General features: G+C 52.8%; 13 protein-coding genes. 7 read left to right on the plus strand and 6 right to left on the minus strand.

From position 1 onward, the window contains the following. Window positions 1-27 precede the first annotated feature (27 nt). From topB to HV345_RS13740, 3 genes are all read right to left on the minus strand, one after another. On the minus strand, window positions 28-1,974 hold the full coding sequence (gene topB / locus HV345_RS13730) for a DNA topoisomerase III (protein WP_019076618.1): 1,947 nt from the start codon (window positions 1,972-1,974) through the stop codon (window positions 28-30). Between the two features lie 4 nt (window positions 1,975-1,978). After that, a complete protein-coding gene (selD, locus tag HV345_RS13735) occupies window positions 1,979-3,022 on the minus strand; it encodes a selenide, water dikinase SelD (RefSeq protein WP_016152831.1) in 1,044 nt (347 codons plus the stop codon). A gap of 116 nt (window positions 3,023-3,138) precedes the next feature. Beyond that, a complete protein-coding gene (locus HV345_RS13740) occupies window positions 3,139-3,690 on the minus strand; it encodes an NAD(P)H nitroreductase (RefSeq protein ID WP_016152830.1) in 552 nt (183 codons plus the stop codon). 175 nt (window positions 3,691-3,865) lie between these two features. Between HV345_RS13740 and sppA the strand changes: the two genes are divergently transcribed. From sppA to yajD, 5 genes are all read left to right on the plus strand, one after another. Further along, window positions 3,866-5,722, plus strand: coding sequence for a signal peptide peptidase SppA (gene sppA, locus HV345_RS13745; protein ID WP_016156312.1), 1,857 nt, complete (start codon window positions 3,866-3,868; stop codon window positions 5,720-5,722). Window positions 5,723-5,777: 55 nt separating this feature from the next. Continuing rightward, on the plus strand, window positions 5,778-6,794 hold the full coding sequence (ansA, locus tag HV345_RS13750; protein ID WP_016156311.1) for an asparaginase: 1,017 nt from the start codon (window positions 5,778-5,780) through the stop codon (window positions 6,792-6,794). Window positions 6,795-6,808: 14 nt separating this feature from the next. Further along, window positions 6,809-7,447 (plus strand): bifunctional nicotinamidase/pyrazinamidase, encoded by a 639-nt coding sequence (gene pncA, locus HV345_RS13755; protein ID WP_016152827.1) that lies wholly within the window; start codon window positions 6,809-6,811, stop codon window positions 7,445-7,447. Between the two features lie 260 nt (window positions 7,448-7,707). Next, complete coding sequence (locus HV345_RS13760) at window positions 7,708-8,961, plus strand: glycoside hydrolase family 18 protein (RefSeq protein WP_047417909.1); 1,254 nt, start codon at window positions 7,708-7,710, stop codon at window positions 8,959-8,961. Window positions 8,962-9,054: 93 nt separating this feature from the next. Continuing rightward, on the plus strand, window positions 9,055-9,399 hold the full coding sequence (yajD, locus tag HV345_RS13765) for an HNH nuclease YajD (RefSeq protein ID WP_003832478.1): 345 nt from the start codon (window positions 9,055-9,057) through the stop codon (window positions 9,397-9,399). A gap of 44 nt (window positions 9,400-9,443) precedes the next feature. Here yajD and HV345_RS13770 read toward each other — a convergent pair whose 3' ends face one another. Together HV345_RS13770 and msrB are read right to left on the minus strand one after the other, a co-directional pair. Further along, entirely contained in the window at window positions 9,444-9,719 is a 276-nt protein-coding gene (locus HV345_RS13770) for a YeaC family protein (RefSeq protein ID WP_016152817.1), read from the minus strand. A gap of 42 nt (window positions 9,720-9,761) precedes the next feature. Further along, entirely contained in the window at window positions 9,762-10,175 is a 414-nt protein-coding gene (msrB, locus tag HV345_RS13775) for a peptide-methionine (R)-S-oxide reductase MsrB (RefSeq protein WP_016152816.1), read from the minus strand. Window positions 10,176-10,516: 341 nt separating this feature from the next. Between msrB and gapA the strand changes: the two genes are divergently transcribed. Beyond that, window positions 10,517-11,512 carry a glyceraldehyde-3-phosphate dehydrogenase gene (gapA, locus tag HV345_RS13780; protein ID WP_003030697.1) on the plus strand — a complete coding sequence of 332 codons (996 nt, stop codon included), beginning with the start codon at window positions 10,517-10,519 and terminating at the stop codon, window positions 11,510-11,512. Window positions 11,513-11,711: 199 nt separating this feature from the next. Then, complete coding sequence (locus HV345_RS13785; RefSeq protein ID WP_016156308.1) at window positions 11,712-12,596, plus strand: D-hexose-6-phosphate mutarotase; 885 nt, start codon at window positions 11,712-11,714, stop codon at window positions 12,594-12,596. Window positions 12,597-12,691: 95 nt separating this feature from the next. Here HV345_RS13785 and HV345_RS13790 read toward each other — a convergent pair whose 3' ends face one another. Continuing rightward, window positions 12,692-13,546 carry an aldo/keto reductase gene (locus tag HV345_RS13790; protein ID WP_019076612.1) on the minus strand — a complete coding sequence of 285 codons (855 nt, stop codon included), beginning with the start codon at window positions 13,544-13,546 and terminating at the stop codon, window positions 12,692-12,694. Between the last annotated feature and the right edge of the window lie 82 nt (window positions 13,547-13,628).

The following is a 13,628-nucleotide window of genomic DNA, read 5'->3' on the forward strand; positions in this document are numbered from 1 at the left end:
ACATGCCTTATCCAGCCTAAGAGCGCATTACAGGCCCGCCTCTTCAGATGGCGGGCTTTTTTTCGCCGTGCGTTTCCGCGGCGCGCTCTTTTTCTTGTCACCACCACTACTACCCGGTGCGGCAATACCACGGAAGCGTCGTACCGGCGTGCTGCGCGCCTGATCGATTAGCTGATACAGCGTCCCCACCAGCGGCTGCATGAAATCCTGATATCGACACTGTTTTTCGCTGATTTGGGTCAGGATCGATTCCCAGTGCGCGGTCATATCCGGGCGCGTCGCCATTTCAGGCAGCGAATGAAACAGCGCTTTTCCGGCATCGGTAGAATGGATATAGCGCCCCTTCTTCACCAGGAAACCACGCTTAAACAGCAGCTCGATAATCCCGGCGCGCGTCGCTTCCGTTCCCAGTCCGTCCGTTGCGCGCAGGATCTTTTTCAGATCTTTATCCTGCACAAAGCGCGCGATTCCGGTCATCGCTGACAGCAGCGTGGCATCGGTAAAGTGCCGCGGAGGCTGGGTCTGTCGTTCAACCACTTCGCCTTTTTCGCACAGCAGTTCGTCGTCTTTTGCCACCACCGGCAGCGGCGTCCCGTCGTTATCTTCGTCGCGCTCTTTGTTGCCAAGCAGCGTACGCCATCCGGCCTCCGCCAGAAAACGGGCTTTGGCGACAAACTTACCTTTCGCGATGTCCAGCTCAATAACGCACTTCCTGAATACCGCATCCGCGCAAAACTGCATCAGATATTGACGGGCAATCAGGTTGTATATCTTCGCTTCATTATCGTTCAAGTTGATGGACGAACTGCGCGCGGTTGGAATGATGGCGTGGTGCGCATCCACTTTTTTATCATCCCAACAGCGGTTTCGCGTATCGGGATTGACCGCCGGTTGCGGAAGCAGATCCGGCGCATGGACGCTAATCGCGTTCAGTACCGCGTGACGTCCGGCAAAGTGTTCTTCCGGCAGATAACGGCTATCCGAACGCGGATAGGTGATCAGTTTATGGGTTTCATACAGCTTCTGGCAGATATCCAGAACGTTTTGCGCACTTAAGCCAAAGCGTTTCGCCGCTTCAATCTGCAACGCCGACAGCGAAAACGGCAGCGGCGCGGATTCTGATTCCCGTTTATCGTTATAGCTGGTGACGATCGCCGGCTGACCGTTAATGCGGTTTACCACGTGTTCAGCCAGCGTGCGGTTTAGCAAGCGCCCTTCTTCATCCTGATACGGCTCACACGCTTCGCTCGGCTGCCAGATAGCGGTAAACCGCTCATCGGCGGGCGTCACGATATGCGCCTTTACCTCGAAGAAGTCTTTGGCAACGAAGTTTTCAATTTCTTCATCGCGACGCACAACCAGTCCGAGCACCGGCGTTTGCACGCGCCCGACCGAAAGTACGCCCTGATAGCCCGCATTACGCCCCAGAATGGTATAAGCGCGCGTCATGTTGATACCGTACAGCCAGTCCGCCCGCGCTCGCGCCAGTGCCGACACACACAGGGGGATGAACTCACTGTTGGCGCGCAGACGCTCAATCGCCCGCTCGACGGCCTGCGGGTTGAGGTCGTTAATCAGGCAGCGTTGCACCTGCTGGCGCTTTTCAGGGGCCAGTTGCAGGTAATCCAGCACTTCATCTACCAGCAGCTGTCCTTCACGATCGGGGTCACCTGCGTGAATGACTTCACTGGCCTCATGCAAAAATCGCTTAATAACGTTGAGCTGTTTGGTCACCGAGGGACGCGGCTGCAGTTGCCACTTTTCCGGGACAATCGGCAGATCAACCAGACTCCAGCGAGCATAACGACTGTCGTAGGCATCTGGCTGCGCCTGTTCAAGCAGGTGACCAATACACCAGGTCACCACTTGCCCGTTTCCGCATTCGATAAAACCGTCACCTTTGCGATGCGGCTTCGGCAGCACATCGGCGATAGCGCGCGCCAGACTCGGTTTTTCGGCAATAAACAACCGCATCGAGTTAACGGATCTCAACCATGGCGCGACCGCCACGAGCTTCCACTAACTCACCAATCGCGGTGAGGTCGATGCCAAACTGCGCCGCTGCCGCTTTAACTTCGGCTTCAGCTTCCGGCGTTACCGCTAACAGCAGACCACCGGAAGTTTGCGGATCGCAGAGCAAATCGCGAACCGACTGCGGCATTTCACCCATCAGGTGTCCGTAGCTGGCAAAGTTACGCTGGGTACCGCCCGGCACCGCACCCTGCGCGATGTATTCTTCAACACCTGGCAGCTTAGGAATAGCCTGGTAGACGATCTGCGCCTGAACGCCGGCCCCCTGACACATCTCGCTCAGATGCCCCAGCAGCCCAAAACCGGTAACGTCGGTCATGGCTTTCACGCCGTCGATATCGGCAAATGCCGCCCCGGCAATGTTCATCCGGCACATCACTTCCGTCGCCAGCCCTTTGTGCTCGTCCTTCAGCAGCGATTTTTTCTCTGCGGTGGTCAGGACACCAATACCCAGAGGCTTGGTCAAAAACAGCTTGCATCCCGCCTCGGCGGTGCTGTTTTTCTTCACGCGTTCAGTTGGAACAACGCCGGTTACCGCAAGACCAAAGATAGGCTCAGGGGCATCGATAGAGTGCCCCCCCGCCAGCGCGATACCCGCCTGACGGCAGGCAAAGCGTCCGCCTTCGGTTACTTCGCGGGCGATTTCCGGCGCCAGCTTATCAAGCGGCCAGCCCAGGATAGCAATTGCCATAATCGGTTTGCCGCCCATGGCGAAAATATCGCTGATGGCGTTGGTGGCGGCGATGCGGCCAAAATCAAACGGATTATCGACAATCGGCATAAAGAAATCGGTGGTGCTGATTACGCTGGTGCCGTTCCCCAGATCGTATACAGCCGCGTCGTCGCGGGTTTCATTACCCACCAGTAAGTTTGGATCAACAAACTTCGCCTGCTCACTGTGCAGGATGGTTTCCAGCACTTTTGGGGAAATTTTACAACCGCAACCGGCTCCGTGGCTGTATTGCGTTAAACGAATAGCTTGCTCGCTCATGGACATCTCCTGTCATTGCAATCCGGATATGGTAGCGCTCATTCCATGATGTGGTAAGAGTGACTGTCTGAATTCGGGTGCCTTTGCTCATAATCCAGACAGTTTTGCCGTTGATATCAGAAATAACGGACGAATGCGCTCGGATCGGCAAGGGTAATCGTCGTGGATGCTTTCAACTGTGGTGTGCCCAGATAGAGAAAACCGACGATTTTATCCTGTGGGCGACAGTCAAACGCTTCGCGGACGACCTCACTTTCGGTTAATGCGCCACTGCGCCAGATACCGCCAAAGCCCTGGGCAATGGCAGCCATCTGCATGGCCATCACCGCACAACCGGCAGACATTTCCTGTTCCCATAGCGGAACCTTGTCGTTTGCTTCACATTTCGCCACCACGGTAATAATCAGCGGCGCGCGAAACGGCGCGCTGCGCGCTTTTTCCTGGGCCTTCTCATCGCTGCCAGATGCAATAGCGCCTTTTTCAAGCACGGCGGCAAAGCGTTCACGCCCTTCGCCCTCAATGACAAAGAATTGCCACGGTTGCAGCGTTTTGTGGTCCGGCGCGCGCATTCCCGCACGCAGAATATTTTGCAGTTGCTCTCCTGCCGGGGCCGGTTCGACGAGACGAGAGGCGCTACGACGAGTCATAAGTAATTCGAGTGCATCCATTTGCTTAACTCCAACAATGAAATTTGTTCACAAAATTAACACGTGAGCGGATTTTGTTACAGCACAGGCGGTGATTCCTGCTGACAAGTGCCTGTCGGGTCATTACGATAGCCTCATCTTATCGCCTTTCTCCGGGATTTCGGGGTGGCGTGTTGTTAATTGGTAGGGAGAATACATGCGAACCCTGTGGCGATTTATTGCCGGATTTTTTAAATGGACATGGCGATTACTCAATTTCGTCCGTGAATTTGTGCTTAACCTGTTCTTCATCTTTTTGGTGCTGGTTGGCGTGGGCATCTGGATGCAGGTCAGCAGCAGCAACACCAGCGAACACGCTGAGCGAGGCGCGCTGCTGCTGGATATCTCCGGGGTGATTGTCGATAAGCCTTCGAGCACCAGTCGTTTAAGCGTTATTGGCCGTCAGCTGTTTGGCGCCAGTTCCGATCGTCTGCAGGAAAACTCTCTGTTTGATATCGTGAATACGATTCGCCAGGCAAAAGATGATCGCAACATCACCGGCATCGTGATGGATCTGAAAAATTTTGCCGGGGCAGACCAGCCTTCCATGCAGTATATCGGCAAAGCACTGCGGGAATTCCGCGACAGCGGTAAACCGGTCTTTGCCGTGGGTGATAACTTCAGCCAGGGGCAGTATTACCTCGCCAGTTTTGCTAACAAAATTTACCTCTCTCCGCAGGGTTCCGTTGATCTGCACGGCTTTGCCACCAACGGTCTGTACTACAAGTCCCTGCTCGATAAGCTGAAAGTTTCCACGCACGTGTTCCGTGTCGGGACCTATAAGTCTGCCGTAGAGCCGTTTATCCGCGATGATATGTCTCCTGCCGCGCGTGAAGCCGACAGTCGCTGGATCGGCGAGCTGTGGCAGAACTATCTCGACACGGTCGCCGCCAACCGCCAGATCCCAGCTCAGCAGGTGTTCCCTGGCGCACAGGCGATGCTGGACGGTTTGACGAAGGTCGATGGAGATACGGCGAAATATGCGCTCGACAACAAACTGGTGGATGCACTCGCCTCCAGCGCCGAAGTCGAAAAAATGCTGACCAAACAGTTTGGCTGGAGCAAAGCGGATAAAAACTATCGCGCCGTCAGCTATTACGATTATTCGCTGAAAACACCGGCGGATACCGGAGACAGCATTGGCGTTATCTTCGCGAACGGCGCGATTATGGACGGTGAAGAAACCCCAGGAAATGTGGGGGGCGACACCACTGCCGCACAAATCCGCGAAGCGCGTCTCGATCCGAAAGTGAAAGCTATTGTTCTGCGCGTGAACAGTCCTGGCGGCAGCGTCAGCGCCTCGGAAGTCATTCGTGCTGAGCTGGCTGCGGCAAAAGCGGCGGGTAAACCGGTTGTCGTGTCTATGGGCGGCATGGCGGCCTCCGGTGGCTACTGGATCTCCACCCCAGCCAGTTACATTGTGGCAAACCCCAGCACGTTAACCGGTTCAATCGGGATCTTTGGTGTGATCAACACCGTAGAAAACAGCCTGGATTCCATTGGTGTACATACCGATGGCGTGGCCACTTCCCCGCTGGCGGATATCTCCATCACCAAAGCGTTACCGCCTGAAGTGCAGCAAATGATGCAATTGAGCATTGAAAATGGCTATAAGCGCTTTATCACGCTGGTCGCGGATGCACGTAAGACAACCCCTGAGCAGATTGACAAAATCGCGCAGGGTCACGTCTGGACCGGTCAGGATGCGAAAGCCAACGGACTGGTAGACAGCCTCGGTGATTTTGACGACGCCATCGCGAAAGCGGCTGAGCTTGCCAAGCTGAAACAGTGGCACATTGCGTATTATCAGGATGAACCGACATTCGTCGATATGGTAATGGACAGCATGTCAGGCTCCGTTCGCGCCATGCTGCCCGAAGCTATTCAGGCCATGCTCCCGGCGCCGCTTGCTTCTGCGGCCAGTGCAGTTAAAGCGGAAAGCGATAAGCTGGCCGCGTTTAACGATCCGCAAAACCGATATGCGTTTTGCCTGACCTGCGCCAACGTTCGCTAACAATTGCCCCCTCTTCGGGATGAAGAGGGGTTTTCATTAAGACAGAAGAAAAGTCATGCAAAAGAAATCGATTTACGTTGCCTATACCGGCGGTACCATTGGTATGCAGCGCTCAGAACAGGGTTATATTCCTGTTTCTGGTCATCTCCAGCGTCAACTGGCATTGATGCCTGAATTCCACCGCCCGGAGATGCCAGACTTCACCATCCACGAATACGTCCCGTTGATGGATTCCTCCGACATGACGCCGGAAGACTGGCAGCATATTGCGGAAGACATTAAAGCACACTACGACGATTACGATGGTTTTGTCATTCTGCACGGCACCGACACCATGGCGTTTACGGCTTCGGCGCTCTCTTTTATGTTGGAGAACCTGGGTAAACCGGTCATTGTGACAGGGTCACAAATTCCGCTGGCAGAGCTACGTTCAGACGGGCAAATCAATCTGCTCAACGCGCTGTACGTTGCGGCAAATTATCCGATCAATGAAGTAACCCTGTTTTTCAACAATCGACTGTTTCGCGGCAACCGTACCACTAAAGCGCACGCCGATGGCTTTGACGCCTTTGCCTCACCCAACCTTGCGCCGCTACTGGAAGCCGGGATCCACATCCGTCGACTGGGAACTCCGCCAGCACCGCACGGCGCAGGTGAACTGATTGTTCATCCTATTACTCCACAACCGATTGGCGTGGTCACCATTTATCCAGGTATCTCCGCTGATGTGGTGCGTAACTTCCTGCGCCAGCCGGTAAAAGCGTTAATTTTGCGCTCCTACGGCGTGGGCAATGCACCGCAAAATAAAGAGTTTCTGCAAGAACTTGAAGATGCGAGCTCACGTGGCATTGTGGTGGTGAACCTGACCCAGTGTATGTCCGGCAAGGTAAACATGGGTGGCTACGCGACGGGTAATGCCCTCGCCCACGCTGGCGTAATTGGCGGCGCGGATATGACCGTCGAAGCCACGCTCACCAAATTGCACTATTTACTCAGTCAGGGACTGGATGTGCAGAGCATTCGTGAAGCTATGACGCAAAATCTGCGCGGCGAGCTCACCCCGGACGAATAAAGGAGTCTATGCCCATGGCCCGAGCCTTACTGTTGGTCGATTTACAAAATGACTTTTGTGCCGGCGGCGCTCTCGCTGTTCCGCAAGGCGACAGCACAATCGAGATTGCCAACCGTCTGATTGACTGGTGCGCCCTACGCGGCGACACGGTTGTTGCCAGTCTTGACTGGCATCCGGCTAATCACGGTAGTTTTGCCAGCCAGCATCAGGTCGCCCCCTACAGTCAGGGACAACTGGATGGTCTGGCGCAAACGTTCTGGCCCGATCATTGCGTGCAAAACAGCGAAGGGGCGGCCCTGCATCCGCTGCTGAACCAGCGTGCAATAGCGAAAACCTTCACCAAAGGCGAGAACCCGCTGGTCGACAGTTACAGTGCATTTTTTGATAACGGTCGTCGTCAGGCAACCGCGCTGAACGCCTGGCTGCTCGAACACCGTATTGCTGAGCTTATTATCATGGGTCTGGCTAGCGACTATTGCGTTAAATTCACCGTTCTGGATGCGCTCGATCTTGGTTATACCGTCAGCGTTATTACCGACGGCTGCCGTGGCGTCAATATTCAACCCCAGGACAGTGCAGAGGCGTTTATGGAAATGGCTGCAGCGGGCGCGACGCTGTATACGCTTGATGACTGGCTGGAAACCCAGCGCTAATACTTTAAAACGCCTTATCCGGCCTATTGAATTTGCGCATGTATGCAAATCTGTAGGCCTGAAAAAGGACTTGCGTCAACAATCAGTAATGTTTGCCCCAACCGATACAACCTACCAGAAATGGTTTGCCGCCTCGCCGACATGACGTGAACACCTTCGCATTTTTCCTGTTATGAAACTGTTAACCTGCAAATGCTGTTTTTTTCGCCACGCCATTTCCGTGGCGTGTTTGCTTGTTTAAATGTCAAAGAGGAACACCGATGAAACTATTGCCTTTGTTGGCAGCATTACCCCTGCTTTGCGCCAGCGTTGTTTCCGCCAGTTCACTGATGTCAGTTGGCTACTTCAATGGTGGCGGCGACGTCACTGCCGGTCCTGGTGGCGACATCAATAAACTGGATGTTCGTCAGATAACCCATCTCAACTATTCGTTTGGCCTTGTCTACAACAACGAAAAAGACGAGACCAATGACGCCTTAAAAGACGCCAGTAAGCTGCATCAGATTTGGCTTTCACCGAAAGTGCAGGATGATTTACTGAAAATTCCACAGCTGCGTAAACAGAATCCGAACCTGAAAGTATTGCTTTCCGTCGGTGGTTGGGGGGCTCGTGGATTCTCCGGCGCGGCAGCAACGAAAGAATCGCGCGCGGTGTTTATTCAGTCTGCTCAGGAGATAATTGCGAAATATGGCCTTGATGGCATCGACCTCGACTGGGAATATCCGGTCAACGGCGCCTGGGGACTGGTCGAAAGTCAACCGGCCGACCGAGCTAACTTTACCGCGCTGTTAAAAGAGCTCCGCGCCGCATTGGGGCATAAAAAACTACTGACCATCGCCGTGGGCGCAAATGCGGAAAGCCCGAAAAGCTGGGTGGATGTGAAAGCCATTGCGCCATCGCTCGACTACATAAACCTGATGACCTATGACATGGCTTACGGTACGCAGTATTTCAACTCGAACCTGTACGATTCGACACAATGGCCGACAGTCGCCGCGGCGGATAGGTACAGCGCTGATTTTGTGGTCAACAACTATCTTGCTGCCGGTCTAAAAGCGAGTCAGATGAACCTGGGCATTGGTTTTTATGGTCGCGTACCGAAACGCGCTGTTGAGCCAGGCATTGACTGGAGCAAACCTGACGCACAGAAAAATCCTGTTACCCAGCCCTATTTCGGGCCCGCGCAAATTGAATTGTTCAAATCACTGGGCGTCGATCTGAGCAAAGATACCTATGTGAAGTACAACGATATCGTGGCGAAATTGATCAACGATCCGCAGAAGCGCTTTAGCCAGCATTGGGATGATGAAGCAAAAGTGCCGTGGCTGTCAGTGCAGTCTGTGGAGGGAAAAGCGCTCTTTGCCCTCTCCTATGAAAACCCGCGCTCGGTAGCGATCAAGGCTGACTACATCAAGAGCAAGGGGCTGGGAGGCGCCATGTTCTGGGAATACGGTGCGGATGACCAAAACCAGTTGGCTAAGCAGTTAGCCGATTCGTTAGGCATCAAACACTGATCCCAACGCCTGACACAATAGGTTATGATTATCGCATTCTGCTGCGCCAGCTTTTGGCGCAGCTTTTCATTTTCTACTGGAGGCATGAGCTTTATGGCTTTTATCCCTAAAAATTACGCCCGTCTGGAAGTCGGTTACCGGGAAAAGGCGCTTAAACTCTTCCCCTGGGTCTGCGGACGTTGTTCCCGTGAGTTCGTATATTCAAATTTGCGCGAATTGACGGTACACCATATCGATCACGATCACTCCAATAACCCGGAAGATGGTAGCAACTGGGAAATGTTGTGCCTGTACTGCCACGATCACGAACATTCCAAATATACGGAAGCGGACCAGTATGGTTCAACGGTGGTTGCAGGCGAAGATGCACAGAAAGCGGTGGGCGAAGCGAAATATAATCCGTTCGCCGATCTGAAGGCGATGATGAACAAGAAATAACTTCAACTGCGGGCCCGACATAGATGTTTGCCGGGCCTGAGTAATCAGGATTTAAACGTCGCAATGGGTTCGGGCGTAATACCAAACTCCACTTTCAACTGCTGCTTACTCTTCATCACCATCTCACCGTTGGTATCAATCGTCATATGCTGCGCGTCAATATTGTTTCGCGCCTGCCATAACATCACCAGCTGTAAGCAGTTCTCTTTTTGTTCTGCCGTTAGCGCCACGCCATCCGGCCATTTTCCGAGTTCAACGGCAGTTGATAAGCGCTGATAAACTTCCGGCGTCATGCTGTTGATCATCTCATCAAGATTCATGTTAAATCCACTCTCCGTAGAATAATTTGCTGAATCGTTTCTTCAGCCTTTGGTCTGCTCACCGTTTTCACCATCGGTGAAGTTCAAAGAGGCTGAGTTAACGCAGTAACGTTCACCTGTAGGTTGCGGACCATCCGGGAAGACGTGCCCCAGGTGCGCATCACAGTTACCACAGCGGATTTCAATGCGCTGCATGCCGTGTGAAGTATCTTTAATGTAACGGATAGCCTCTGCGCTGACAGGCTCGTAAAAGCTGGGCCAGCCGCAGCCAGAGTCATATTTTGTCTCGGAACGAAATAGCGGTTTGTCACAGACCAAACAGTGGTAGATTCCGTCACGCTTGTTGTGCAGCAAACGCCCGGTAAATGGCGGTTCTGTCCCGTGATTCTGCGTCACGTAGAACTGCATTTCGGTTAAATTTTTTTTTAGTTCTTCTGGAGAAGGTTGATTAGCCATTTGCTCACATCTCGCTTTATCTAAACTCACATCGCGAGACAGATTCTAACAAAACATTAACACCAGAGTGCGAACTTTTGTTCTAAACTTGATCCGTGCGAAATGGCAGCCTGCAATTCGTGATCACAATCACGTTTTTATCTTGATTGCCCTTTAAAATTCGGGCCGCCGACCCCATGTGGTTTCAAGCCCAAAGGAAGAGTGAGGCGAGTCAGTTGCGCAAAGCTTAAGCAGCAGATTGATTTGTCGCAATGATTGACACGATTCCGCTTGACGCTGCGTAAGGTTTTTGTAATTTTACAGGCAACCTTTTATTCACTAACAAATAGCTGGTGGAATATATGACTATCAAAGTAGGTATCAACGGTTTTGGCCGTATCGGTCGCATTGTTTTCCGTGCTGCTCAAGAACGCTCTGACATCGAGATCGTTGCAATCAACGACCTGTTAGACGCTGACTACATGGCTTACATGCTGAAATATGACTCCACTCACGGCCGTTTCAACGGTACCGTTGAAGTGAAAGACGGTCATCTGATCGTGAACGGTAAAAAAATCCGTGTTACCGCTGAACGTGATCCGGCTAACCTGAAATGGGACGAAGTTGGTGTTGACGTAGTAGCTGAAGCTACTGGCCTGTTCCTGACAGATGAAACCGCTCGTAAGCACATCACTGCTGGCGCGAAAAAAGTGGTTCTGACTGGTCCGTCCAAAGATAACACTCCGATGTTTGTTAAAGGCGCTAACTTTGACAAATACGAAGGTCAGGACATCGTTTCTAACGCTTCCTGCACCACTAACTGCCTGGCTCCGCTGGCTAAAGTTATCAACGACAACTTCGGCATCATCGAAGGTCTGATGACTACTGTTCACGCGACCACCGCTACTCAGAAAACCGTTGATGGCCCGTCTCACAAAGACTGGCGCGGCGGCCGCGGCGCATCCCAGAACATCATCCCGTCCTCTACCGGTGCTGCTAAAGCTGTAGGTAAAGTACTGCCAGAACTGAACGGCAAACTGACTGGTATGGCGTTCCGCGTTCCTACCCCGAACGTATCTGTTGTTGACCTGACCGTTCGTCTGGAAAAAGCTGCTTCTTACGAAGAAATTAAGAAAGCAATCAAAGCTGCTTCCGAAGGCCCGATGAAAGGCGTTCTGGGTTACACCGAAGACGACGTAGTATCTACCGATTTCAACGGTGAAGTTTGCACTTCCGTGTTCGATGCTAAAGCTGGTATCGCACTGAACGACAACTTCGTGAAACTGGTATCCTGGTACGACAACGAAACCGGCTACTCCAACAAAGTTCTGGACCTGATTGCTCACATCTCCAAATAAGTTGAGATGAAACAGTAATCTGTAAGAGCGACTCAGGTCGCTCTTTTTTTTGCCTGAAGATACCCGTCATACTTCAAGTTACCGGTGTGTTGGCAATGCTCTCTCACCCGAATCACTTACTTCTGTAAGCTCATCGGGATCGTTCACTTGCCGCCGTCCTGCAACTCGAATTATTTAGGGTAAAAAAAAGGATTGCATAATGATTAATAAAATTTTTGCACTTCCGGTAATCGAACAAATTACCCCGGTCCTCTCCCGCCGCCAGCTTGATGAACTTGAGATTCTTGTGGTCGATCATCCACAGGTTAAAGCATCTTTCGCATTGCAGGGCGCACATCTTCTTTCCTGGAAACCCAACGGCGAAGAGGAAGTCCTGTGGCTAAGTAACAATACCCCGTTTAAAACCGGCGTAGCGCTGCGTGGCGGCGTACCAATTTGCTGGCCGTGGTTTGGTCCGGCTGCTCAGCAGGGCCTGCCTTCTCATGGTTTTGCCCGCAACCTGCCATGGACGCTGAAAGCGCACAATGAAGACGACAATGGCGTGGTGCTGACGTTTGAATTGCAAAGCAACGCTGAAACGCGTCAGCTATGGCCGCACGAGTTCTGCCTGCTGGCCCGTTTCAAAGTAGGTGCTACCTGTGAAATGGAACTGGAAGCCCACGGTGAATTTGAAACCACCTCTGCGCTGCATACCTATTTCAACGTCGGTGACATTGCGGCAGTAAAAGTCAGTGGACTTGGCGATCGCCTGATCGACAAAGTGAATGATGCTAAAGAAGATGTGCTGGCTGATGGTATCCAGACCTTCCCGGACCGCACCGATCGTGTCTATCTGAATCCGCAAGCGTGCAGCGTTATCCATGATGATGCGCTCAACCGCAATATCGACGTCGTCCATCATCACCATCTGAATGTCGTGGGCTGGAACCCGGGTCCGGCGCTGTCCGTTAGCATGGGCGACATGCCGGATGACGGCTATAAAACGTTTGTTTGCGTAGAGACGGCTTACGCAACCGCGCCGCAGAAAACCCGCGAAGAAAAACCATCACGCCTGGCACAAACTATCCGCGTTGCTAAACGCTAAAATTGTGTCTGTAGCCTGACGGAACTTGCGCCTTATCCGGCCTACCAAACATTGCGTTGGCCGGATAAGAAGCGTGAGCATCGCCATTCGGCAAATCAGGCCATATCCAGCGCCGTTTTACCCTTTGGCGCTGGATATGCCTTATCTAACTGCTTCAGCTCATCAACTGAGAGCGTTATCTCCAGCGCGGCGGCATTTTGTTCGACATGCGCTATGCTTGCCGCTTTTGGAATCGCCATCACGCCCGGCAGACGGATCACCCATGCCAGCAAAATCTGCGCAGCACTAACATTGTGCGCGTGCGCGATGTCGTTCACCACAGAGTGAGAAAGCAAGTCACCGCGCAATCGCCCCGCCTGAGCCAGCGGACTGTAAGCCATGACCGGCATCTGCTGCTGCTGGCACCACGGCAGTAAATCATATTCAATACCGCGCGATGCTAAATGATAAAGCACCTGGTTAGTGGCACATTCCCGCCCACCTGTGACTTGCCATAACGCCTGCATGTCATCGTAATCGAGATTAGAGACGCCCCAGCGGCGGATTTTCCCCTGCGCAATGAGTGCTTCCATGGCATCCACGGTCTCAGCAAATGAAAAACTGCCCGTCCAGTGGAGCAAATAGAGATCCAGATAATCGGTTTTTAGTCGACGCAGGCTCGCCTCACAGGCGGCAATGGCTTTCTGACCACCGGCATTCCAGGGGTATACTTTCGAGACTAAAAAAGCGCTATCACGACACCCGATTAATGCTTCACCCACTACCTCTTCCGCTGCACCATCTGCATACATTTCGGCGGTATCGATCAACCGCAGACCGAGATCCAGACCAGCCCGCAGCGCTGAAACCTCTTCCCGGCGTCGGCCAGGATCCTCGCCCATGTACCATGTTCCCTGCCCAATAGCAGGCAGCGATACCTGCTTTGTAAACATCACCTGTTTCGCTGTCATCGCGCCCTCCTGTGTTAATGCACCACAGTAAAGCAAAACAACTGGCATGTGTCCTGTTAGGGTGCACAAATTGCACCTTCTA

It is taken from the genome of Citrobacter sp. RHBSTW-00986, from assembly GCF_013783065.1.
Lineage (GTDB): Bacteria > Pseudomonadota > Gammaproteobacteria > Enterobacterales > Enterobacteriaceae > Citrobacter > Citrobacter braakii.

Coding starts and splice junctions, on each gene's coding strand:
- HV345_RS13760 (WP_047417909.1), top strand. CDS start 7,708: ATGAAACTATTGCCTTTGTTGGCAGCATTACCCCTGCTTTGCGCCAGC.
- HV345_RS13740 (WP_016152830.1), bottom strand. CDS start 3,690: ATGGATGCACTCGAATTACTTATGACTCGTCGTAGCGCCTCTCGTCTC.
- HV345_RS13785 (WP_016156308.1), top strand. CDS start 11,712: ATGATTAATAAAATTTTTGCACTTCCGGTAATCGAACAAATTACCCCG.
- gapA (WP_003030697.1), top strand. CDS start 10,517: ATGACTATCAAAGTAGGTATCAACGGTTTTGGCCGTATCGGTCGCATT.
- ansA (WP_016156311.1), top strand. CDS start 5,778: ATGCAAAAGAAATCGATTTACGTTGCCTATACCGGCGGTACCATTGGT.
- yajD (WP_003832478.1), top strand. CDS start 9,055: ATGGCTTTTATCCCTAAAAATTACGCCCGTCTGGAAGTCGGTTACCGG.
- pncA (WP_016152827.1), top strand. CDS start 6,809: ATGGCCCGAGCCTTACTGTTGGTCGATTTACAAAATGACTTTTGTGCC.
- selD (WP_016152831.1), bottom strand. CDS start 3,022: ATGAGCGAGCAAGCTATTCGTTTAACGCAATACAGCCACGGAGCCGGT.
- HV345_RS13790 (WP_019076612.1), bottom strand. CDS start 13,546: ATGACAGCGAAACAGGTGATGTTTACAAAGCAGGTATCGCTGCCTGCT.
- sppA (WP_016156312.1), top strand. CDS start 3,866: ATGCGAACCCTGTGGCGATTTATTGCCGGATTTTTTAAATGGACATGG.
- HV345_RS13770 (WP_016152817.1), bottom strand. CDS start 9,719: ATGAATCTTGATGAGATGATCAACAGCATGACGCCGGAAGTTTATCAG.
- topB (WP_019076618.1), bottom strand. CDS start 1,974: ATGCGGTTGTTTATTGCCGAAAAACCGAGTCTGGCGCGCGCTATCGCC.
- msrB (WP_016152816.1), bottom strand. CDS start 10,175: ATGGCTAATCAACCTTCTCCAGAAGAACTAAAAAAAAATTTAACCGAA.